Here is a 23,596-nt window from a genome sequence, read left to right as displayed (position 1 = left end):
GACGTCGGAAGGCTGAGTGGAGGGATTGATCCGGGCGTGGGAGCGCAGCGACCGTTCGACGAAGTCGAACACAGCGGAAGGAGGTGCAGCGAAGCAAACCGTAGCCGCTGCGCCCGGATCAGTCCCGGAGCGAAGGAACCCGAGCCTGCGAGGGCCGAACGCAGGAGCAAGCCTTTTTGGGTACTTTTTCGGGGGCGTTTGTAAAAAAAGTGAGTCGCCGTAAGGGCGAAACCGCCAGCCGCCACACCCGAAGCAACGGATATTCACCCAAATCAAGACAAAACCAAGGCCAACAAAAAACCCGCAGACAATCACTCATCTGCGGGTTTCCCGTTCAAGCAACCAAGAAGATCAGAAATCCTCCAGCCGCCACACCTCATAAGCCGGCGTCTCATACGGATGACTGAGCTTCAACGCCGCCACAACAGCCACAATCAACTCATCCGCAACGACAAGCTCAACCTTCCATTCCTCAACCCGCTCGACCTGCCCCGCCTGACCGATAAACGGCTGACTGCCGTCCAACGGTCGAAACTGGCCCAGGCCAAGCACCTGCCACGCACAGTGGTCATAGTCACCGATCCGCCCACCACCGGCAGCGAACACAGCCCCTTTGACCACCTCGACATGACTGTCAGGAACAAAAAACGCCAACTTGTACACGACGATCAGTTAACCCACACGCGTGCGTTACGGAACATGCGCATCCACGGAGCGTCTTCGTTCCAGTCTTCCGAACGCCACGAGTTCTGCACCGCACGGAACACACGCTCCGGGTGCGGCATCATGATCGTCACGCGACCGTCACGGCTGGTGAGGCCGGTGATCCCGCGCGGCGAGCCGTTCGGGTTGGCCGGATAGGCTTCGGTGACCTTGCCGTGGTTGTCGACAAAACGCATCGCCACGCAACCGGACAGATCGGCTTCCAACAGTGCTTCTTCGCTGGCGAACTCGGCATGCCCTTCACCGTGGGCGATGGCGATCGGCATGCGCGAACCGGCCATGCCCTGCAGGAAGATCGAGTTCGACTCCTGGATCTGCACCATCGCCACCCGCGCTTCAAACTGCTCGGAGCGGTTGCGCACGAAGTGCGGCCAGAACTCGCTGCCCGGGATCAGCTCGTGCAGGTTGGACATCATCTGGCAACCGTTGCACACGCCCAGCGTGAAGCTGTCGTTACGTTCGAAGAAGCCCTGGAACGCATCGCGGGCGCGGCTGTTGAACAGCGCCGACTTGGCCCAGCCTTCACCGGCGCCGAGCACGTCGCCGTAGGAAAAACCGCCGCAGGCCACCAGGCCTTTGAACTCGTTGAGGTCGACACGACCGGCGAGGATATCGCTCATGTGCACGTCGATCGCGCTGAAACCGGCGCGGTCGAACGCGGCGGCCATTTCCACCTGACCGTTGACGCCCTGCTCACGCAGCACGGCAACCTGTGGGCGGATGCCTTTCTTGATGTAAGGCGCGGCGATGTCCTGATTGACGTCGTAGCTGAGCTTGACGCTCAGGCCCGGGTTGTCTTCTTCCAGCAGCGCGTCGAATTCCTGCTCGGCGCAGTCGGCGTTGTCGCGCAGACGCTGGATCTGGTAGCTGGTCTCGGCCCACTGACGTTGCAGCAGACGACGCTGGCCTTCGAACACGGTGTCACCGTTGAAGGTGATGTTGATCTGGCCATTGTTGATCGGCTGACCGATCACCGACACGCAGTCGCCCAGACCGGCGGCGCTGAATTGCGCGAGGATGTCCGGGGTGGCGTCCTGACGAACCTGGATCACCGCACCGAGTTCTTCGTTGAACAGGATCGCGGCGATTTCCGAAGCGGATTCGGCAACGCTGTCCAGGTTCAGGCTCAGACCGCAGTGGCCGGCGAAGGCCATTTCCACCACGGAAGTCAGCAGACCACCGTCGGAACGGTCGTGGTAGGCCAGCAGGTGACCGTCGGCGTTGAGGCCCTGGATCACCGCGAAGAAGGCCTTCAGGTCTTCGGCGTCATCGACGTCCGGTGCATGCTGGCCGAGTTTGCCGTGGACTTGCGCGAGGATCGATGCACCCATGCGGTTCTGGCCGCGACCGAGATCGATCAGGATCAGGTCGGTGGTGCCCTTGTCCATGCGCAGTTCCGGGGTCAGGGTCTGACGGATGTCAGCCACTGGCGCGAAACCGGTAACGATCAGCGACATCGGCGAGGTGACAGTCTTGTCTTCGCCGTTGTCGTTCCAGCGCGTGGCCATGGACATCGAGTCCTTGCCCACCGGAATGGTGATGCCCAGCTCAGGGCACAGCTCCATGCCGACAGCTTTCACGGTGTCGTACAGACGCGCGTCTTCGCCCGGGTGGCCGGCCGCCGACATCCAGTTCGCCGACAGTTTGATGTCGGAGAGCTTGTTGATGCGCGAGGCAGCAATGTTGGTGATGGTTTCGCCGATGGCCATGCGGCCCGAGGCCGGCGCGTCCAGCAGAGCCAGCGGAGTACGCTCGCCCATCGCCATGGCTTCACCGGTGTAGACGTCGAAACTGGTGGCGGTGACGGCAACGTCGGCCACCGGCACTTGCCATGGGCCGACCATCTGGTCACGGGCGACGAGGCCGGTGATGGTGCGGTCGCCGATGGTGATCAGGAAGCTTTTGCTGGCCACGGCCGGGTGATGCAGAACGCGTTCGATGGACTCGCTGATGTCGAGGTTCGACGGATCGAAGTCATCGCCCAGCTCGGCTTCGCGAACCACCGAACGGTGCATGCGCGGCGCCTTGCCCAGCAACACTTCCAGCGGCATGTCCACCGGGTTGTTGCCGAAGTGGCTATCCGTGACAGTAAGCTGCGGTTCGGCAGTGGCTTCCCCGACTACGGCAAACGGGCAACGCTCGCGTTCGCAGATCGCCTGGAAGCGCTCGAAGTCTTCCGGGCCGACTGCCAGCACGTAACGTTCCTGGGATTCGTTCGACCAGATTTCGTGCGGGGCCATGCCCGGCTCGTCATTCGGGATGTTGCGCAGTTCGAAACGGCCACCGCGATCGCCGTCGTTGACCAGTTCCGGGAAGGCGTTGGACAGACCGCCCGCGCCGACGTCGTGGATGAAGCTGATCGGGTTCTTGTCGCCCAGTTGCCAGCAACGGTCGATGACTTCCTGGCAACGACGCTCCATTTCAGGGTTCTCACGCTGCACGGAAGCAAAATCCAGATCCGCCGAGCTGGTGCCGGTGGCCATCGACGAAGCCGCGCCGCCACCGAGACCGATCAACATCGCCGGGCCGCCGAGCACGATCAGCTTGGAGCCGACGACGATCTCGCCTTTCTTGACGTGTTCTTCGCGGATGTTGCCCATGCCGCCAGCGAGCATGATCGGCTTGTGATAACCGCGCACTTCGTCACCGTGCGGAGTGGTGATCGACTGTTCGAAGGTACGGAAATAGCCGGTCAGCGCCGGACGACCGAATTCGTTGTTGAACGCAGCACCGCCGAGCGGGCCTTCGATCATGATGTCCAGCGCGGTGACGATGCGCTCAGGCTTGCCGTACGGCACTTCCCACGGCTGTTCGAAGCCCGGGATCTGCAGGTTCGATACGGTGAAACCGGTCAGGCCGGCCTTTGGCTTGGCGCCGCGACCGGTTGCACCTTCGTCACGGATCTCGCCACCGGAACCGGTGGATGCGCCCGGGAACGGCGCAATCGCGGTCGGGTGGTTGTGGGTTTCAACCTTCATCAGGATGTGCACCGGCTCCTGCACCGCGCCGTACTGGCGGGTTTCAGGGTTCGGGAAGAAGCGGCCGGCAACGTTGCCGACGATCACCGAAGCGTTGTCCTTGTAAGCGGACAGCACGCCTTCGCTGTGCATCTGATAGGTGTTCTTGATCATGCCGAACAGGCTTTTTTCCTGGCTCTGGCCGTCAATGTCCCAACTGGCGTTGAAGATCTTGTGGCGGCAGTGCTCGGAGTTGGCCTGGGCGAACATCATCAGTTCGATGTCGTGCGGGTTGCGCTTCAGACCGTTGAAGGCGTTGACCAGATAGTCGATCTCGTCTTCGGCCAGGGCCAGGCCCAGCTCGGTGTTGGCCTTTTCCAGCGCGGCGCGGCCGCCACCGAGGATGTCGATGGCGGTCAGCGGCTTCGGCTCGGCATGGCTGAACAGACCGGCGGCCTGTTCGAGGTTGGCCAGCACAATCTGGGTCATGCGGTCATGCAGCGCGTCCGAAATCAGCTGGGCTTCGGCTTCGCTGAACTGCCCTGCAACATAGAAGGCGATACCGCGTTCCAGACGCTGGATCTTGCTCAGGCCGCAGTTGCGGGCGATGTCGCTGGCCTTGCTCGACCACGGCGAGATGGTGCCGAAACGCGGCAACACCAGAAACAGACGGCCGGTAGGCTCTTGAACCGGAACACTTGGGCCGTACTTCAGAAGGCGCGCTAGCACCTGCTGTTCGTCGCCGGTCAGGACGCCGGTGACTTCGGCGAAGTGAGCGAATTCAGCATACAGGCCACTGACAGCTGGAACCTTCTGGCTCAGTTGCTCAAGGAGTTTGCTGTGGCGAAAGGCAGAAAGGGCAGGAGCGCCGCGCAGGATCAACATCTTCGGGACAGCCTCGGGAAGGGGTGTGCTTTGAGGCCGTGCATTCTAGCCTAAACCGACCTCAACATCACCCGAAACGCTACGCACGGTTGCACTCGGGTAGCAATCTGTGTTTCTGCCTTCGGGGTCAGGTAAATCGAGCGTTTCAGCATGGCTTATTTTTACTGTAACAAAATGCCCTGAAGGCCCGTATTCAAGGGATTTCGTTCGATTTTGTGATCGCTAGCAGACTAGTCCTACGCTGTCGAGATATGGCGCCCGTGGCCGTTTGCGTATACTGCGCAGATGTTTTTCCCAACGGCTTTGCGTCCGCGATACGCCAAATGGCTGATCGCAACCGGACTCTTCCTGGTGCTCGGTGGCTGTGTTGATAAACCCAACACACTCGAGCGCGTAAAGGAGGACGGTGTGCTGCGCGTGGTTACCCGCAACAGCCCCGCCACCTACTTTCAGGATCGCAGCGGTGAAACCGGCTTCGAATACGAGCTGGTGAAGCGCTTCGCCGACGATTTGGGCGTCGAATTGAAGATCGAGACGGCCGACAATCTCGATGACCTGTTCAACCAGGTCGGCAAGCCAAACGGCCCGGTACTCGCGGCCGCCGGTCTGGTCAGCAGCGATGAACGCAAGAAGCAGGTGCGGTTCTCCCACTCCTACCTCGAAGTCACCCCGCAAATCATCTACCGCAACGGCCAGTCGCGCCCCACCGATCCGGCGGATCTGGTCGGCAAGAAGATCACCGTGCTCAAGGGCAGCACCCACGCCGAGCAACTGGCCGCGCTGAAACAGAAATATCCCGGCATCGAATACGAAGAATCCGACGCGGTTGAAGTGGTCGATCTGCTGCGCATGGTCGATGAGGGCCAGATCGACCTGACACTGGTCGACTCCAACGAAGTGGCGATGAATCAGGTGTACTTCACCAACATCCGCGTGGCCTTCGACCTCGGCGACGCGCGCAGTCAGAGCTGGGCGGTCGGCCCGGGCGAAGACAACAGCCTGCTCAACGAAATCAACGCCTATCTGGACAAGGTGCAGAAGAACGGCACCCTGCAACGCCTGAAGGACCGCTACTACGGCCATGTCGATGTGCTTGGCTACATGGGCGCCACCACCTTTGCCCAGCACTTGCAGCAGCGCCTGCCGAAATACGAACAGCACTTCAAGAACTACGCGAAGAAAGAGAAAGTCGACTGGCGCCTGCTCGCCGCCATCGGTTATCAGGAATCCCTGTGGCAGCCGACGGTGACCTCGAAAACCGGCGTGCGCGGTTTGATGATGCTGACCCAGAACACCGCGCAGGCGATGGGCGTGTCCAACCGCCTCGACCCCAAGCAGAGCATCATGGGCGGCGCCAAGTACCTGGCTTATATGAAGGATCAGCTGGACGACTCGATCCAGGAACCGGATCGCACCTGGTTCGCCCTGGCGGCGTACAACGTCGGCAGCGGCCATCTGGATGACGCGCGCAAACTGGCGGCGAAGGAAGGCTTGAACCCGGACAAGTGGCTGGACGTGAAAAAGATCCTGCCGCGCCTTTCGCAGAAGCAGTGGTACAGCAAGACCCGCTACGGTTACGCCCGCGGTGGCGAACCGGTGCACTTCGTGGCGAACATTCGTCGCTACTACGACATTCTGACTTGGGTAACCCAGCCGCAGCTTGAAGGCGATCAGGTGGCCGAGGGCAACCTGCATGTGCCGGCGATCGACAAGTCGAAACCGGCGCAAGAGCCTGCCCCTCTCTAAAGCAAAAGATCGCAGCCTTCGGCAGCTCCAGGGTTATGTGTTCACCTGTAGGAGCCGCCGAAGGCTGCGATCTTTTGATCTTAGCCCTTGAGAGCAGCAGCCAGAATCAGCGCTTTCATTTCCGATACGGCAGACTTGAAGCCAACGAACAACGCATGCGCCACCAGCGCGTGGCCGATGTTCAGCTCGTTGATGCCTTTGATCGCAGCCACGGCTTCAACATTGTGGTAATGCAAGCCGTGACCGGCGTTAACGATCAAGCCTTGGGCCAGACCAAACGCAACGCCATCCGCCACACGCTTCAATTCCTCGGCCACTTCAGTCGGGGTTTCGGCATCGGCGTAACGCCCGGTGTGCAGCTCGATTGCCGGCGCACCGACGCGCTTGGAGGCGGCAATCTGGCGCTCGTCGGCGTCGATAAACAGCGACACTTCGCTGCCGATTTTCGACAAGCGCTCGACCGCCGCCCTGATGCGCTCTTCCTGCCCCGCTACATCCAGACCGCCTTCGGTGGTCAGCTCCTGACGGGTTTCCGGGACCAGGCAGATGTGCGCCGGGCGAATGCGCTCGGCGAACGCCATCATTTCTTCGGTGACGCCCATTTCGAAGTTCATGCGGGTTTGCAGCACATCCTTGAGCAGCAACACGTCGCGCTCCTGGATGTGCCGGCGGTCTTCGCGCAGGTGCACGGTGATGCCATCGGCGCCCGCCTCTTCTGCATCCAGCGCCGCCTTGACCGGGTCCGGGTAGCGCGTGCCACGGGCCTGACGCAGGGTGGCGACGTGGTCGATGTTCACGCCGAGAAGAATGCGATTGCTGCTGGTCACGGATGCGCTCCTGAATTGAGAGGTTCGGCGCACAGCATATCAGGGCTTGCGAAACAGCTCGCGACTGACAAGCGGACGCCCGCCCAAATGCACCGCCAGGGCCTGGCGCATCAGACGCTTGGCCGCCGACAGCGCACCGGGCGCCGACCAGTCGGCTTCGGCCATGGCCAGCAGTTCGGTACCGTTGAACAAGCCTGGTTGCAGCAGATACACCCTTTCGAGACCGGCATCGACTTGCAGGCGATAGAGACCGTCAGGTGCGACAGGCTCACCGTGCATATCGGTGTTCATAGAGAAGCCGTAGCCGAGATCATCCAGCAATCGCCATTCGAAGGAGCGCAGCAACGGTTCCAGCGGCCGACCTTCGGCCAGCGCCAGCAGGGTCGCGGCATAGTGATCGAAGACTGCGGGATGCGGGTCTTCGGCAGGCAACAGGCGAATCAACAGTTCGTTGAGGTAGAGACCGCTGAACAGCGCCTCGCCGTTGAGCCATGCCGAGGTGCCGGAGCTTTCCATGCGCCCGACATTCTTCAGCTCGCCCTTGCCACGGAACTCGACCTCCAGCGCCACGAACGGCCGCGCCAGCGTCCCGGCCTTGCCCCGTGCACTGCGCAACACCGCCCGCAGCCGACCTTGCGGCGTGAGGAAATCGACCAGTGCGCTGGTTTCGCGATAGGCGCGCGAATGCAGGACGTAGGCGGGTTGGGCGGGGGGCGGGTTTGAGGACATGGAACTCTCATGGATAAAACGCGGTTTTATATTCACCCCACAAACACTGTGGGAGCGAGCTTGCTCGCGAACTCGGTGTGACAGTCAACATCAATGCTGAATGTTCCATCGTCTTCGCGAGCAAGCTCGCTCCCACAGGTTTCTTCGGTGTTGCGACAACCGCGTATTTACAGGTCGCCATAACCCAGCGAACGCAGCGCGCGCTCGTCATCGGACCAGCCGCCCTTCACCTTGACCCACAGGTTGAGCATGATCTTGGAGTCGAACAGCAGCTCCATGTCCTTGCGCGCTTCGGTGCCGATGCGCTTGATGCGCTCGCCCTTGTCGCCAATGATGATTTTCTTCTGGCCGTCACGCTCGACGAGAATCAGCGCGTGGATGTGCAAGGTCTTGCCCTGCTGCTTGAATTCTTCGATTTCAACCGTGATCTGGTACGGCAGCTCGGCGCCCATCTGGCGCATGATTTTCTCGCGCACCAGTTCGGCGGCAAGGAAACGGCTGCTGCGGTCGGTGATCTGGTCTTCCGGGAAGAAGTGATCATTCTCCGGCAAGTGATCGGCGATGACCTTTTCCAGCGCTTCGAGGTTGTGCCCGTGCTGCGCGGAAATCGGGATGATCTGCGCGTTTGGCAGCTGTTCCTGCAACCAGCTCAGATGCGGCATCAGCTCGGCTTTGTCTTCGATGCGATCGGTCTTGTTCAGCGCGACGATCAGCGGGCCGGTCACGTATTGCACACGCTCCAGAACCATCTGGTCTTCGTCGGTCCACTTGGTGCGGTCGACGACGAAGATCACCACATCGACGTCTTTCAACGCCGCCGAAGCGGTTTTGTTCATGTAACGGTTCAGGGCCTTTTCGCCACCCTTGTGCATGCCCGGGGTGTCGACGTAGATCGCCTGCACGTCGCCCTCGGTCTTGATCCCGAGCATGTTGTGGCGGGTGGTCTGCGGTTTGCGCGAAGTGATCGCGAGCTTCTGCCCGAGGATGTGGTTGAGCAACGTCGACTTGCCGACGTTGGGACGGCCGACGATGGCAACGTAGCCACAGCGAGTTGCGTTTGTATCAGTCATTGCCATTCTCCACGCCCAAGGCAATCAGTGCTGCGGCGGCCGCTACCTGTTCGGCAATACGACGGCTCACACCCTGACCTCGGCTTTTTTCATTCAGTAAGACCACTTCGCACTCGACGAAGAAGGTTCGGCAGTGCGGTTCGCCCTGGATATCCACCACTTCGTAGCGTGGCAGTTCGCAACCGCGCGATTGCAGGTGTTCCTGCAAGCGGGTTTTCGGATCCTTGTTGGTGTCGACCAGCGTCAGGCCTTCGAATTCGCCGGCCAGCCACGCCAGTACGCGCTCGCGGGCGACGTCCATGCCGGCATCGAGGTAGATCGCGCCAATCAACGCTTCGAGGGCATCGGCCAGAATCGATTCACGGCGGAAACCACCGCTCTTCAGTTCCCCCGAACCCAGGCGCAAATAATCACCGAGGTCGAAACCGCGAGCGAGTACGGCCAGGGTCTCACCTTTTACCAGCCGTGCGCGCAAACGCGACAACTGGCCTTCGCGGGCCAGCGGGAAGCGATCGAACAGCGCCTCGCCAGCGACGAAGTTGAGGATGGCATCACCGAGGAATTCCAGACGCTCGTTGTTGCGCCCGGCAAAACTGCGGTGCGTGAGGGCCAGCAGCATCAGCTCCTGGTCCTTGAAGGTGTAACCGAGCTGGCGCTCGAGACGGCTAAGAGAAACGCTCACGGTTTACCCACGCTGAGTTCGTGGCTGGTTTCCACTGCCATCGCCGGGGTACGGCGCAGGCCTGGGACAATTAACGCTGTGTTCAAAAAATAAATCCTGGCGATTGCGAAGCCGATTGTGCCGGCTCCAGAAATGCATTCGGCGCTGTGGTCAACAGCGCCGTGTTTGATTACTTGATCAGGCCAACCCGCGAGAAATTCGGCAGGTGGCTGAGTTTCGGCTCAGGCCAGCTCATCCAGACCGCGAAGGCCTTGCCGACAATATTCTTGTCGGGAACCATGCCCAGCAGATCCTTGGGAATGTTCGGATCATCCCAGTAGCGGCTGTCATTCGAATTGTCGCGGTTGTCGCCCATCATGAAGTAGTGCCCGGCAGGCACTGTCCACGAACGGTCCGGGGTGGCGCGGTAGCGGCTCATTTCCTTACGGATCAGGTGTTCGGCTGCGCCGAGTTTTTCCTGATAGAGCTCCGCGCTGCCCAGCGAACCCGCCTCGGCGCCGACCATCTTCTCGGCAATCGATTCGCCGTTGACGAACAGACGCTTGTCGGCGGTGTAACGCACCGTGTCACCGGGCAGGCCGACCACACGCTTGATGTAGTTGACGTTCGGGTCGCTCGGGTAGCGGAACACCATCACATCACCGCGCTGCGGGTCACCGACTTCGATGATTTTCTTGTCGATCACCGGCAGACGGATGCCGTAGGAAAACTTGTTCACCAGAATGAAGTCGCCGACATCCAGGGTCGGTTTCATCGAGCCGGACGGGATCTGGAACGGCTCCACCAGGAACGAACGCAGCACCAGCACGATGAACAGCACCGGAAAGAACGACTTGCCGTATTCGACCAGCAGCGGCTCTTTGTTCAGCTTCTCGACCACCACAGGCTCGGGCTGGCTGACACTGCCTTGATAAGAGGCAATGGCAGCACGCCGACGCGGTGCCAGGAACAGCAGATCAAGCAACGCCAACAGGCCGCAGACGAACACGGCGATGACCAGCAACAGCGGGAAATTTAGCGACATAGGACCTGATTATTCCAACCTGAGCACGGCGAGGAAGGCTTCCTGTGGAATTTCCACGTTGCCGACCTGTTTCATGCGTTTCTTACCGGCCTTCTGCTTCTCGAGCAGCTTCTTCTTACGACTGACGTCACCGCCGTAGCATTTGGCCAATACGTTCTTTCTGAGCGCCTTGACGGTTGTCCGCGCCACGATCTGACCACCAATGGCAGCCTGAATCGCCACGTCGAACATCTGACGAGGAATCAGTTCTTTCATCTTCTCGGTCAACTGGCGACCTTTGAAGTGCGAATTGTCACGGTGCACGATCAATGCCAGGGCATCGACCTTGTCGCCGTTGATCAGCACGTCCAGTTTCACCAGATTAGCCGATTGATAACGATCGAAATGGTAGTCCAGCGAAGCATAGCCGCGGCTGGTGGATTTGAGACGGTCGAAGAAGTCCAGGACCACTTCGTTCATCGGCAGGTCGTAGGTCACTTGCACCTGATTGCCGAGGAACAGCATGTCGACCTGAACACCGCGTTTCTCGATGCACAGGGTGATCACGTTACCCAGGTGTTCCTGCGGTACGAGGATATTGGCGCGCACGATTGGCTCGCGCATGTCCTCGATCGCCGACACGTCCGGAAGCTTCGACGGGTTGTCGACGTAAATCGTTTCACCGGTTTTCAGCACCAGCTCGAAAATTACCGTCGGCGCAGTGGTGATCAGGTCCAGGTCGTATTCGCGCTCGAGGCGCTCCTGGATGATTTCCATGTGCAGCATGCCGAGGAAGCCGCAACGGAAGCCGAAGCCCAGGGCGTCGGAGCTTTCCGGGGTGTACTGCAGCGACGAGTCGTTCAGGGTCAGCTTCTGCAGCGCTTCGCGGAAATCCTCGAAGTCGTCGGAACTGACCGGGAACAGACCGGCGTAAACCTGTGGCTGAATGCGTTTGAAGCCCGGCAGCACCGGCACATCAGGCGTGGAGCTCAAGGTCAGGGTGTCACCGACCGGCGCACCGTGAATGTCCTTGATGCTGGCGATGATGAAGCCCACTTCGCCGGCCTTGAGATCAACGGTGGCGGTGTGTTTCGGGTTGAACACGCCGACGCTGTCGACCAGGTGCACCTTGCCGGTGGACTTGACCAGAATCTTGTCGCCCTTCTTCACACGGCCGTGGCGCACGCGTACCAGGGAAACAACGCCCAGGTAGTTGTCGAACCAGGAATCGATGATCAACGCTTGCAGCGGATCTTCGATATTGCCGGTCGGCGCAGGGATGGTGTGCACCAGACGCTCGAGCACTTCGTCGACACCCAGGCCGGTCTTGGCGCTGCAGGTGACGGCGTCGGTGGCGTCGATGCCGATGATCTTCTCGATCTCGTCCTTGACGCGATCCGGCTCGGCCTGGGGCAGGTCGATCTTGTTCAGGACCGGCATGACCTCCAGGCCCTGCTCGATGGCGGTGTAGCAGTTGGCCACGGACTGGGCTTCGACGCCCTGCCCCGCATCGACCACCAGCAAGGCGCCTTCGCACGCGGCCAGGGAACGGCTGACTTCGTAGGTGAAGTCGACGTGGCCCGGGGTGTCAATGAAGTTCAGCTGGTAGGTGATGCCATCTTTGGCTTTGTAATAGAGGGTAACGCTGTGGGCCTTGATGGTGATCCCGCGTTCACGCTCAAGATCCATGGAATCCAGTACCTGGGCTTCCATTTCACGCTCGGCCAGGCCGCCGCACATCTGGATGAAACGGTCAGCCAGCGTCGACTTGCCATGGTCAATGTGGGCGATGATGGAGAAATTGCGGATATGACTCAAATCACTCACGGATCAACACTCAAAAAGGCTGCAGGCTTGGCCCGCCGAAAAATAGCCGGGAATTGTACCTGATACACGGCGCAAGCGTCACGTTCGCCTGTCACCCGGATCGCATGCAAAAACGCCCCGGTCTGGCGACCGAGGCGTTTTCAGGGTTCAAGCGCTCAATGAAAGCTTGTTCATCAGCCCGCGCGTCTGAGCAGCCAGACACCCGCCAGCGCACACACGCCGGCCGGCACCAGCACCGCAAACAGCGGCGAGAATCCGAACACCAGGCTCGATGGCCCCAGCAGATCCTGGACGATGCGGAAGGTGAAGCCCACCAGCACGCCGGTGAAAACACGCTGACCGAGGGTCACCGAACGCAGCGGGCCGAAGATGAACGAGATCGCCATCAGCACCAGCGCGGCGGTCACCAGCGGCTGCAACACCTTGACCCAAAATGCCAGCCAGTAGCGGCCATTGCTCAGGCCCTGCTCGGCCAGATAATGGATGTAGCCCCAAAGACCGCTGATCGACAGCGATTCCGGCGCCATGACCACGGTGCTGAGCAGTTGCGGGCTCAACGCCACGTCCCACTCCTCGCTCGGACTGTTGACCACTTCAGTACTGCGCTCATGGAACAGCGTGGTGGCAACGTCGGTGAGCTGCCACTTGGTGCCGTCGAACTCGGCCTTTTTGGCGAAGCTGGAGCTGAGCAGATGGCGCTCCTTGTCGAAGTGATAGCGCGTCACGCCGTACAACAGACCGTTCGGTTGAACCGCGTTGATGTGGATGAATTCTTCACCCTGACGGTGCCACATACCGTGCTTGGCGCTTTGCGCGTCGCCGCTGCCCTGGGCCAGCGAGCGATTGGCCTGGGCCATGCTTTCGGTGGCCGGGGCAACGTATTCGCCAATCAGCACGCCGGCGAGCATCAGCACCAGCATCGGTTTCATGACGGCCCAGACGATACGGCCGATCGACACGCCAGCAGCGCGCATGACTGTCAGCTCACTGCTGCTGGCCAGACTGCCGAGACCGATCAGGCAGCCGATCAATGCGGCCATCGGCAGCATTTCATAGAGCCGGCGCGGTGCGGTGAGCAATACAAAACCGAGCACGTCGACCAAGGTGTAGGTGTCGCTGACGTCGCCCATTTCATCGATGAAGGCGAAAAGCGTTGCCAGGCCGAGGATGATCGCCAGCACGGCGATGATCGCCATGAATACGCTGCTGCCGATGTAGCGGTCGAGTTTAACCACGGGCCACCTCCAGCGCGGCGCTGCGACGGCTGGCCAGTTTCAGGCGCAGCGGCTCCCAATAAAGCAGGCCGAGGCCGATCACCAGGAAGATCGCGTGCACCCACCACAGACCGAGCGCCGGCGGGATCTTGCCTTTTTCAAGGGCGCCGCGAGCGGCAATCAGGATGGTCAGGTAAGCCATATAAAGAAGAATCGCCGGCAGCAGCTTGAGGAAACGCCCCTGACGCGGATTCACCCGCGACAGCGGCACCGCCATCAGGGTCACGATGAACACCAGCAACGGCAGGGACATGCGCCATTGCAGTTCGGTTTTCGAACGGATGTCGTCGCTGCCCCACAGGGACGAGGTCGGCATCGCATCGCGATCGGTGACTTCTTCGCTGACGTCCGGCTTGGGCAGCAGCACGCCGTAGGTTTCGTAATGAATGGCGCGGTAATCGGCCTGCCCGGGGCTGCCGTCATAGCGGTAACCGTTATCGAGGATCAGGTAGCGATTGCCATCGGGGCGGATTTCCTGACGGCCAGACTCGGCCACCAGCACGGAAATCCCGCGATCCTTCTTATCGGCGCCGAGGTTCTTCTGCGAAATGAACACGCTACCGAGATTGACGCGGTCGTCGCTCAGGGTTTCGGTGTAGGTCACTCGGGTGCCGTCGCGCAAGGCCTGGAAGCGTCCCGGTTCGAGGGTATCGAACTCGGTCAGCGCGTCCTGCTTGTTCAGCAGCAACTGAAACTGGTTGGCTCCCTGCGGAGCCAGGCCGAGGCTCAGCCACGCCACCACCAGTGCCACCAGCGTTGCCGGAAAAAGGGTCATGCGAAACAGCTTCTGCTGGCTCATGCCGGTGGCCGAGAGCACGGTCATTTCGCTTTCGAGGTACAGGCGACCGTAGGCCAGCAGGATCCCGAGGAACAGGCCCAGCGGCAGAATCAGTTGCAGGAAACCCGGCAGACGAAAGCCCATGATCAGGAACAGCGAGCCCGGATCGAGCTGACCGGCCGCAGCCTGCGCCAGGTATTTGATGAAGCGACCGCTCATGATGATGACCAGCAGCACGGCACTTACGGCGCTGAGGGTCAACAGGACTTCGCGGGACAGATAACGGAAGACGATCAAACCAGACACTCCAGGGTTGTCAGGCTAAGGCGGCCAAACAAGCAAACACATCGACCGGCCCGCCATGCAGAGCGGTCGAAAAAAGATGCGGCATTATCCTGTGATTGGGTGCGCCTGTCACTGCGCACACTCATCCATCTCTGTAATCCTTTGCTGAGGGTTGTCAGGCGCAGGGAGCGAGGTTCAAACTGCGGCCCTTGTCGCAGGCTTTGGCCTGCGCCTCTTCTATCTATAAGCAGGCGACTGCGGACAACGTCGAACGCCTGCGTGTTGACCATTCATTCAGGGATCCGGACATGGAACTGGTTGTAAAAAGCGTTAGCCCAGAAACGTTGAAAACCGCCACCCTGGTGGTTGCCGTCGGCGAAGGCCGCAAACTCGGTGTCGCCGCCAGACTGGTTGACGAGTCGAGCGGTGGCGCGATCAGCGCCGTGCTCAAGCGTGGCGACCTGGCCGGCAAGGTCGGTCAGAGCCTGCTGCTGCACAGCCTGCCGAACCTGAAAGCCGAGCGCGTGTTGCTGGTCGGTGTGGGCAAGGACGAAGAACTGGGCGACCGTCCGTTCCGCAAAATCGTTGCCGGCATCCTCAACACCCTCAAAGGCTTGGGCGGCGGTGACGCCGTGCTGGCGCTGGATGAAGTCATCGTCAAAGGTCGCGACAGCTACGGCAAGACTCGCCTGCTGGCAGAAACCCTGGTCGACGGCGGCTACACCTTCGACCAGTTCAAGAGCCAGAAAGCCGAACCGCGCGTTCTGAAGAAAATCACCCTGCTGACCATCAAGGCTGCGCAAGCCGAAGTGCAGCGCGCCGTGAATCACGCCACCGCGATTGCCAACGGCATGGCCTTCACCCGCGATCTGGGCAACCTGCCACCGAACATCTGCCACCCGATCTTCATGGGCGAACAGGCCAAGAACCTGGGCAAAGAGTTCAAGGATCTGAAAGTCGAAGTACTCGACGAGAAGAAGATCAAATCCCTCGGCATGGGCTCGTTCTACGCCGTGGGCCAGGGCAGCGCCCAGCCGCCGCGCCTGATCGTCATGCAATACAACGGCGGCAAGAAATCCGAGAAGCCATACGCGCTGGTCGGCAAGGGCATCACCTTCGACACTGGCGGCATAAGCCTGAAGCCGGGCGCCGGCATGGACGAGATGAAGTACGACATGGGCGGCGCTGCCTCCGTGTTCGGGACCTTGCGTGCTGTGCTTGAGCTGAAACTGCCGATCAATCTGGTGTGCATCCTCGCCTGCGCCGAAAACATGCCAAGCGGCAATGCTTCGCGGCCGGGCGATATCGTCACCACCATGAGCGGCCAGACCGTGGAAATCCTCAACACCGACGCTGAAGGCCGTCTGGTGCTGTGCGATGCACTGACCTACGCCGAGCGCTTCAAGCCACAAGCGGTGATCGACATCGCCACCCTGACCGGTGCTTGCGTAGTTGCCCTGGGCGCACACACGTCCGGCCTGCTGGGCAACAACGACGAACTGATCGACCAGTTGCTCAGCGCCGGCAAAGCTGCCGACGACCGCGCCTGGCAACTGCCGCTGTTCGACGAGTATCAAGAGCAGCTGGACAGCCCGTTCGCCGACATCGCCAACATTGGCGGGCCGAAGGCCGGCACCATCACTGCCGCCTGCTTCCTGTCGCGCTTCACCAAGAACCTCAACTGGGCGCACCTGGACATCGCCGGCACGGCATGGACCAGCGGCGGCAAGGACAAAGGCGCCACTGGCCGTCCGGTTCCACTGCTGACCCAGTACCTGCTCGATCGCGCCAAGGCCTGAAACCGCTGAAAGGTGGCGTCACTCTCGGGTGACGCCGCTTGCCGCTCTGGAACCGCAATGACCAAAGTCGACTTCTATATCCTGCCCAGCGCCGATCCATCAGCGCGCCTGGATTTCGCCTGCAAGCTCACCGAGAAAGCCTGGCGCATGGGCCACCGCATCTACCTGCATTGCAGCGATGCGGCCCAGCGCGACGATCTCGATGCGCGTCTGTGGGCATTCAAGGGTGAAAGCTTCGTGCCCCACGGCCCGGCCGACAGCGAACCGGACGGTTTGATCGTGCTGGGACTTGGAGACGACTGCGGTGCGCATCACGATCTGCTGGTCAATCTCGACCTGAAAGTCCCGGCCTTCGCCAGCAAATTCGCCCGCGTGGCGGAAGTGGTGGTGGAAGATCCAGCCATCCGCGCAGCGGCGCGGGAGAGTTTCCGTTTCTACCGCGAACAGGGCTATTCTCTGCAAGACCACCGTTTACAGCGACTCTGAGCACTCCAATGGACACTCCGAAACCGCAACAGAAGTCCGCACATCTGCTGGACGATCTTGAATCGATCCGCCAGTTGCTCGGCGATGACAACCTGCAACCGCCGCTCTTGACCGATACGGTCGATGACGGCGAACAGGAACAGATTCCGATGCTGTTCGATTCCGTCGGCAATCAGCCGGCGGCCGTCGAGCCGCCACCAGCGCCGCCGGCTGCCCCGGCTGCCGCACCGATCGATAAAGGCCCGGACGCCTTGCTGCACCTGGACAGCGAACTGCGCGCCGCCGCGCAATTGATCATGCAAGACGTGATCGACGACTTCGCCCCGCACATCGAAACCGAAATCAAACGTCGCCTCGATGCGCGGATGGAGCGGCTGCTCAGCCAGTACGAGTAGCCTTAGCGCCCCCACGATCAGCACTGAGTTGGCAACCCGGCAAACCTGACTTCTAGACGGTGTTGCTGCGATGCCAATCCAGTGTTCTGGCATGTCTGGGCGTGGCAACCATGCCTTTTCCCCGACTCACAAACTCTTGCGCCCAGTGTTCCGGAACTGCGGTGTTCAACGCCCCGTAAAAATCGAACAGTTCGCGGGTACTTTCGATAATCGACCACTGCCCCTGGTGCACCATCGCTATCGGAAACGGGCCTGGCCGGGCAACCGCCTCCAAATATCCGTTGTCCTGTTTGACCTTGTCGAATTCATGATTCCACATATGTGAAACGAAGTTCACTTGCGGACCATGACGGATCACATTCATCGGGGTGTTATCGAACGGCCTCGCAGAATCCAGTTCGGCGATAGCATGATTGATCAAATTCATGACTTGCGCCTCCTCGCTACTTCCCGAGCGCGGAACAATACCTTTTCCTTGTCTTGACTGAATAACATCGTGCATATCGTAGTCACCCGTGTAGGGCGTGACGACTTTGAACTTCACCCAGGCATCCAGGAGTTCGTGTTCGATGGGACTTTGCAGATTAACGCTGTAGGAAACATCTTCATCGCTGATGCTATTGCGCGCATAAAGTCCTCGAACACCGCCCCGGCCCCACTGCCCCACTCGCCCGACCAACCCGCTTTTTTCTGCCCGCACGAGCATCGCTTCAGCGCCATCCCCGTAAACTGCTTTCAAGGAAGACGGTTTGATGGTCTTTTCAAGAATGTTATGGCCCTTGGCAGCGGCACCTTCGCCCAAAGCCTTGATGGTGTAACTTCCGGACTCTCTAACGCTTATTGCTACATTGTGTTCTTTGGATACTTTTTCGAAGGCAGGCATATGCAATGGATGGATAAATGACTCGCCAACCATTTGCCTGGCTTCTTGCCCTTCCTTGTACAAACCATTGCTGTCAAAAAACGTGACGGGATTATTGCCGACCATCATAAACAGGTTCATGCCGTCCGCCGTTCCTGCCGGATCAGCACTTAACCAGCGCCCTGCCCAGGGCTGATAGTAGCGCCAGCCAAAGTAGTAAAGTCCCGTGGCATCGCGTTCCTTTGCGCAGTATCTGGCGGTTTTGAAATCCGCCTCAATGGCACTTCGCGCCACCCATATGGCTGTGCCGCCGAATGGGTAATATTCCTCTTTACTTACAAGCTTCCCCTCACCGTCCACGACCACTGCGCTACTGCCAATCAAGTTGTCATAGCTGTAATACAGCAGGTCATTATCGGCGTTCGGCGGCCTCGGACTGTCCCAATGCAGGATTCGCAGTCGGGATCGACCTGACGCATCTGCGTTGATGACGTGCAGACGCTCCGCCACTGTTGCGCCGATACCCTTCGCTCTGAGCTCCAGTGACGGCAGGTAGGCGACCCGCTGCTTGTGTATGCAACCACACACTTTCTGCGCGCTGAACTTCAGCACTCGCTGACTAGCACTGTCATAGCGATACGTCTCATGGTCATCCATCGCGCCATCACGCATCACCGGGGTCACTTGCAAAAGTTCGTTGCGCGGCGTCCAGACAAGCCGCTGTCCGGGATGCAAAGTGGTCTGCTGCCCACCCGCCGAGAAAAATGCTTCCACCTCCTCGGGATTTGTCGCCAGGGTGTCCAACACACCGCGATTGCTGCGGTTGCTGATCGTGACCCTGGCGGTGTGATTATTTTGCGAGGCTGGTGCGATGTGGCGTATCTGAATCAGGTTGCCAGCCATATCGTAGCGGTAAGTGCGGGTGTAACTGGTGTAAGCGGCGTGGTCAGGACCGCAGACCAGAGGGGAGCCGCATGCCCCCTCGGCATTCGCCATCTCGCGTCCGGTTGCGCTGATCAGTTGATAGAGCGAGTCATGGATATAAGTGTTTTGCGCCAGAATATTCTGATTTCGCCAGAAACATGGTGTCTGCGAATCGTCGCGCTCAACGCTGACGTTACCAACCGGATCATAGGTGTACTTCAGATCCTGTAGCACTTTAGCTCCCGCCGCATGCCCGAGCGGTCGTTCCACTCTGATTCCCGAAAGGCGCCGGGTTTCCTGCTCGTATTTCCAAGTGGTTACCACACCGTTGCCGCTCTCTTCACGCAGATTCTGACCCGCCGCCGAATACGTCAGCGACGTCACGACAACCCGTTCCGCGCTGCCCTTGAGCGTCACCCAGTGTCCTCGGATTGCGCCTGCCATATCGTAAGCCACGCGCTGCAGGTTGCCCGCTGCGTCCGTAGATGTATGCAGCGCGCCCATCGCATCGGTGGTAACCAGACTGGTGAAGGTCTCGTCATCCAGGCCGTCATTCCAGTCCGAGGCGTTGTCACCCTGCCAATCGACCACCTCGCCCGGGTTGTCTGCGCTCTTGAAGAAACGACGGCTAATCGAGCGCGGCACACCTGTCAGCGCCACGCTATCAGTCTTCGTCAGACCGGCCGTGTCGTAGTGGCTCACGCACCGGCCGGCCAGGTTCAGCGCGATTTCAGCCTCAGTATTTGCGGCATAGACCCTTCGCTCGCTGATTTTCGGGCGCTCGTTCCCCTCCTGTTCGGAAACGCTGGTCAGACGACCGAGAAGATCGCTCCCTTCATATTGATAGGTGCTGGTAACAAGCTGACTTGTGGATCCCGCACCGTGGTCAGGGCCGGGCATATTGCTTACCACCCTCCATGAACGACCGACGGCGTCAGGTAGCACCACGCTGCTGCCATTGTCGGCGCCCTGCTGGCTCAACACGCGCCCGGACAGACTCCTGACATAAATGAAATTGGCCAACCCGGCTTCGTTTAATCGTGGGTCAGCGCTGCGCATCAGGAACCCGCGACCATCGTAATGGTGACGGTCAATGCGTTCGCTTGTGACAGCGAGTGAATCGGGATGGCGGTGGTAACGCACATCCCGCACACGAAGGCAGCGGCTATCCAGCACCGTGATCGATGGAGTATTGGCATGCAGCGATGTTTGAGATGCACACATTTGATCTGCCCTTCGTTCCCTGTTGGAAAAGTACTAGCAGACAACTTGCACCACCGCCCGCGCGCTGCTGACCGGTCGCGCCCCGCTCGCCCTACTCACCATGCCCCGCTATACTTCCCGGCTTTTCCTGAATAAATGCCAATAGGGTCCCGCCGCGCATGGATAAGACCTACCAGCCGCACGCCATTGAAACTTCCTGGTACAAGACCTGGGAGTCCGAGAACTACTTCGCCCCGCAAGGCGCGGGCGAGTCCTACACCATCATGATCCCGCCGCCGAACGTCACCGGCAGCCTGCACATGGGTCACGGCTTCAACAACGCGATCATGGACGCGTTGATCCGTTTCCGCCGCATGCAGGGTCGCGACACCCTGTGGCAGCCGGGCACCGACCACGCCGGTATCGCCACGCAGATGCTGGTGGAGCGCCAACTCGAAGCCCAGGGCCAGAATCGTCACGATCTGGGCCGGGAAAAATTCCTCGAAAAAGTCTGGGAATGGAAAGATCAGTCCGGCGGCAACATCAGCCGGCAGATCCGCCGCCTCGGCTCGTCCGTCGACTGGAGCCGCGAGCGCTTCACCATGGACGACGGCCTCTCGGAAGCGGTCAAGGAAGCCTTCGTGCGTCTGCATGAAGACGGCCTGATCTATCGCGGCAAGCGTCTGGTCAACTGGGACACCAAACTGCACACAGCGATTTCCGACCTCGAAGTGGAAAACCACGAAGAGAAAGGCTTCCTGTGGAACCTGAAATACCCATTGGCCGATGGTGTAAAAACCGCTGAGGGCGATGACTTCCTGATCGTCGCCACCACCCGTCCGGAAACCATGCTCGGTGACTCCGCCGTCGCGGTTAACCCGAACGACGAACGCTACAAAGCGCTGATCGGCAAATTCGTCGAGCTGCCACTGGTTGGCCGCCGCATCCCGATCATCGCCGACGATTACTGCGATCCTGAATTCGGCACCGGCTGCGTGAAAATCACCCCAGCCCACGATTTCAACGACTACGAAGTCGGCAAGCGCCACAACCTGCCGCTGCTGAACATCTTCGACAAGAACGCCAACGTGCTGCCTGCCGCCCAGGTGTTCAACCTCGACGGCACGCTGAACGAGAGCATCGACGGCAAGATTCCGGCCGAGTTCGCCGGCCTTGAGCGTTTCGAAGCGCGCAAGCAGATCGTCGCCGCGTTCGACGCCGCCGGCCTGCTGGTGAGTGTCAACGATCACAACCAGAAAACGCCGAAAGGCGATCGCTCCGGCACGGTCATCGAGCCGTGGCTGACCGACCAGTGGTACGTATCGACCAAGCCTCTGGCCGAGCCGGCGATTGCTGCCGTTGAAGACGGTCGCATCCAGTTCGTGCCCAAGCAGTACGAAAACATGTACTTCTCGTGGATGCGCGACATCCAGGACTGGTGCATCAGCCGTCAGCTGTGGTGGGGCCACCGGATTCCGGCCTGGTACGACGAGTCGGGCAAAGTCTACGTCGGTCGCGACGAAGCCGAAGTCCGTGCCAAGCACAACCTCGGCCCGGACGTTGCGCTGCAACAGGACAACGACGTACTCGACACCTGGTTCAGCTCCGGCCTGTGGACCTTCTCGACCCTGGGCTGGCCTGAGCAGACCGAGTTCCTGAAGAAATTCCACTCCACCGACGTGCTGGTCACCGGTTTCGACATCATTTTCTTCTGGGTTGCCCGGATGATCATGATGACCATGCACCTGATGAAGAACGAAGACGGCACGCCGCAGGTTCCGTTCAAGACTGTGTACGTACACGGTCTGGTACGCGACGGCCAGGGCCAGAAGATGTCCAAGTCCAAGGGCAACGTCCTTGACCCGCTGGACATCATCGACGGCATCGACCTGGAAACCCTGGTGCAGAAGCGCACTTCGGGCCTGATGCAACCGAAACTGGCGAAGAAGATCGAGAAAGCCACCCGCGAAGAATTCGCCAATGGCATCGAAAGCTACGGCACCGACGCCCTGCGCTTTACCTTCTGCTCGCTGGCCTCGACCGGTCGCGACATCAAGTTCGACATGGGTCGCGTCGAAGGCTATCGCAACTTCTGCAACAAGATCTGGAACGCCGCGCGTTACGTTCTGGACAAAGGCGAAGACTGCGGCCAGAACGGCGAAGCCTACGAGCTGTCGCTGGCTGATCGCTGGATCATCTCGCAGCTGCAACGCACCGAAGCCGAAGTGACCCGTCAACTGGATCAGTTCCGTTTCGACCTCGCCGCGCAAGCGTTGTACGAGTTCATCTGGAACCAGTACTGCGACTGGTATCTGGAACTGTCCAAGCCTGTGCTGTGGGACGAGAACGCGCCGGTCGAACGCCAGCGCGGCACTCGCCGGACGCTGGTACGCGTGCTGGAAGTGGCGCTGCGTCTGGCGCATCCGTTCATGCCGTTTATCACTGAAGAAATCTGGCAGCGCATCGCGCCGCTGGCCGGTATTCAGGGCAAAACGATCATGCTGCAGCCTTGGCCGGTGGCCAACGAAGAGCGCATCGATCCGGCGGCGGAAAACGACATCGAATGGCTCAAGGAACTGATGCTCGGCACGCGCAACATTCGTGGCGAGATGAACATCGGCCCGGGCAAGCCACTGCCGATCTTCCTGAAGAACGTCAGCGCTGAAGACCAGCGCCGCCTGACCGAGAACGAAGCGCTGCTGAAGAAGCTGGCGCGTCTGGAATCGATCACCGTACTCGCCGCTGGCGAAGAAGCACCGCTGTCCGCCACCGCACTGGTGGGCGAGATGGAAGTGCTGGTACCAATGGCCGGTCTGATCGACAAGGGCGCGGAACTGGCGCGTCTGGACAAGGAAATCCTGCGTCTGCAGGGCGAAGTCCAGCGGGTTGGCGGCAAGCTGTCCAACGCAGGTTTCGTCGACAAGGCCCCGGCCGAAGTCATCGAGAAGGAACGCGCCAAACTGGCCGAGGCCGAACAGGCCCTGGGCAAACTGGCCGAGCAGCACGCGCGGATTGCCAGTCTGTAACGGCAAATCGCACTGAAAAAGGGAGGCCCAAGTGGCCTCCCTTTTTTATTCCTGCAAAACCTCGAGTCCCCTGTGGGAGCGAGCCTGCTCGCGAAAGCGCTGTGTCAGCCGACAA

At 60.3% G+C, this 23,596-nt stretch carries 16 protein-coding genes; 5 read left to right on the top strand and 11 right to left on the bottom strand.

Features of this window, described 5'->3' with window-relative positions; all coding sequences use genetic code 11:
• Window positions 1-351: 351 nt before the first annotated feature.
• On the bottom strand, window positions 352-663 hold the full coding sequence (locus F8N49_RS10460; RefSeq protein WP_016771558.1) for a YqfO family protein: 312 nt from the start codon (window positions 661-663) through the stop codon (window positions 352-354).
• A 5-nt stretch (window positions 664-668) separates the two neighbouring features.
• The gene (purL, locus tag F8N49_RS10455) at window positions 669-4,565 is read right to left on the bottom strand and encodes a phosphoribosylformylglycinamidine synthase (RefSeq protein WP_073473626.1); all 3,897 of its coding nucleotides are present in this window, start codon (window positions 4,563-4,565) and stop codon (window positions 669-671) included.
• Window positions 4,566-4,850: 285 nt separating this feature from the next.
• Here purL and mltF point away from each other — a divergent pair, with 285 nt between their 5' ends.
• Complete coding sequence (gene mltF, locus F8N49_RS10450; RefSeq protein WP_024011704.1) at window positions 4,851-6,311, top strand: membrane-bound lytic murein transglycosylase MltF; 1,461 nt, start codon at window positions 4,851-4,853, stop codon at window positions 6,309-6,311.
• A gap of 80 nt (window positions 6,312-6,391) precedes the next feature.
• Here mltF and pdxJ read toward each other — a convergent pair whose 3' ends face one another.
• The 8 genes from pdxJ to lptF all read right to left on the bottom strand — a co-directional run bounded on the left by pdxJ (window position 6,392) and on the right by lptF (window position 14,798).
• Window positions 6,392-7,138, bottom strand: coding sequence for a pyridoxine 5'-phosphate synthase (gene pdxJ, locus F8N49_RS10445; RefSeq protein WP_016771560.1), 747 nt, complete (start codon window positions 7,136-7,138; stop codon window positions 6,392-6,394).
• 39 nt (window positions 7,139-7,177) lie between these two features.
• Window positions 7,178-7,867: a DNA repair protein RecO gene (gene recO, locus F8N49_RS10440; protein WP_071174474.1), complete on the bottom strand. Its 690-nt coding sequence runs from the start codon at window positions 7,865-7,867 to the stop codon at window positions 7,178-7,180.
• Window positions 7,868-8,034: 167 nt separating this feature from the next.
• Complete coding sequence (gene era / locus F8N49_RS10435) at window positions 8,035-8,937, bottom strand: GTPase Era (RefSeq protein WP_016771562.1); 903 nt, start codon at window positions 8,935-8,937, stop codon at window positions 8,035-8,037.
• Window positions 8,930-9,619: a ribonuclease III gene (gene rnc / locus F8N49_RS10430; protein WP_024011703.1), complete on the bottom strand. Its 690-nt coding sequence runs from the start codon at window positions 9,617-9,619 to the stop codon at window positions 8,930-8,932. The genes era and rnc overlap by 8 nt, the downstream gene beginning before the upstream one ends.
• Window positions 9,620-9,788: 169 nt before the next feature.
• The gene (lepB, locus tag F8N49_RS10425) at window positions 9,789-10,643 is read right to left on the bottom strand and encodes a signal peptidase I (RefSeq protein WP_016771563.1); all 855 of its coding nucleotides are present in this window, start codon (window positions 10,641-10,643) and stop codon (window positions 9,789-9,791) included.
• A 9-nt stretch (window positions 10,644-10,652) separates the two neighbouring features.
• Complete coding sequence (lepA, locus tag F8N49_RS10420; RefSeq protein ID WP_016771564.1) at window positions 10,653-12,449, bottom strand: translation elongation factor 4; 1,797 nt, start codon at window positions 12,447-12,449, stop codon at window positions 10,653-10,655.
• A 173-nt stretch (window positions 12,450-12,622) separates the two neighbouring features.
• A complete protein-coding gene (gene lptG / locus F8N49_RS10415; RefSeq protein WP_056783092.1) occupies window positions 12,623-13,684 on the bottom strand; it encodes an LPS export ABC transporter permease LptG in 1,062 nt (353 codons plus the stop codon).
• Complete coding sequence (lptF, locus tag F8N49_RS10410) at window positions 13,677-14,798, bottom strand: LPS export ABC transporter permease LptF (RefSeq protein ID WP_016771566.1); 1,122 nt, start codon at window positions 14,796-14,798, stop codon at window positions 13,677-13,679. The genes lptG and lptF overlap by 8 nt, the downstream gene beginning before the upstream one ends.
• A 296-nt stretch (window positions 14,799-15,094) precedes the next feature.
• Here lptF and F8N49_RS10405 point away from each other — a divergent pair, with 296 nt between their 5' ends.
• The 3 genes from F8N49_RS10405 to F8N49_RS10395 are packed head-to-tail and all read left to right on the top strand — an operon-like array spanning window position 15,095 to window position 17,466.
• The gene (locus tag F8N49_RS10405; protein ID WP_151551355.1) at window positions 15,095-16,585 is read left to right on the top strand and encodes a leucyl aminopeptidase; all 1,491 of its coding nucleotides are present in this window, start codon (window positions 15,095-15,097) and stop codon (window positions 16,583-16,585) included.
• A 57-nt stretch (window positions 16,586-16,642) separates the two neighbouring features.
• Window positions 16,643-17,071, top strand: a complete 429-nt coding sequence (locus F8N49_RS10400; RefSeq protein ID WP_151551353.1) for a DNA polymerase III subunit chi — start codon at window positions 16,643-16,645, stop codon at window positions 17,069-17,071.
• Window positions 17,072-17,079: 8 nt separating this feature from the next.
• Window positions 17,080-17,466 (top strand): DNA polymerase III subunit chi, encoded by a 387-nt coding sequence (locus F8N49_RS10395; RefSeq protein ID WP_151551352.1) that lies wholly within the window; start codon window positions 17,080-17,082, stop codon window positions 17,464-17,466.
• Window positions 17,467-17,518: 52 nt separating this feature from the next.
• Here the strand turns inward: F8N49_RS10395 and F8N49_RS10390 are convergent, their stop codons facing one another.
• Window positions 17,519-20,476, bottom strand: a complete 2,958-nt coding sequence (locus tag F8N49_RS10390; RefSeq protein ID WP_151551350.1) for an RHS repeat protein — start codon at window positions 20,474-20,476, stop codon at window positions 17,519-17,521.
• 158 nt (window positions 20,477-20,634) lie between these two features.
• On the opposite strand from F8N49_RS10390, the gene F8N49_RS10385 reads away from it, so the two are divergent.
• Window positions 20,635-23,481 (top strand): valine--tRNA ligase, encoded by a 2,847-nt coding sequence (locus F8N49_RS10385; RefSeq protein ID WP_122707166.1) that lies wholly within the window; start codon window positions 20,635-20,637, stop codon window positions 23,479-23,481.
• Window positions 23,482-23,596 lie beyond the last annotated feature (115 nt).

It is taken from the genome of Pseudomonas sp. GXM4, from assembly GCF_008923895.1.
GTDB lineage: Bacteria > Pseudomonadota > Gammaproteobacteria > Pseudomonadales > Pseudomonadaceae > Aquipseudomonas > Aquipseudomonas atacamensis.
This window is presented reverse-complemented; position numbering and strand designations above follow the sequence as displayed.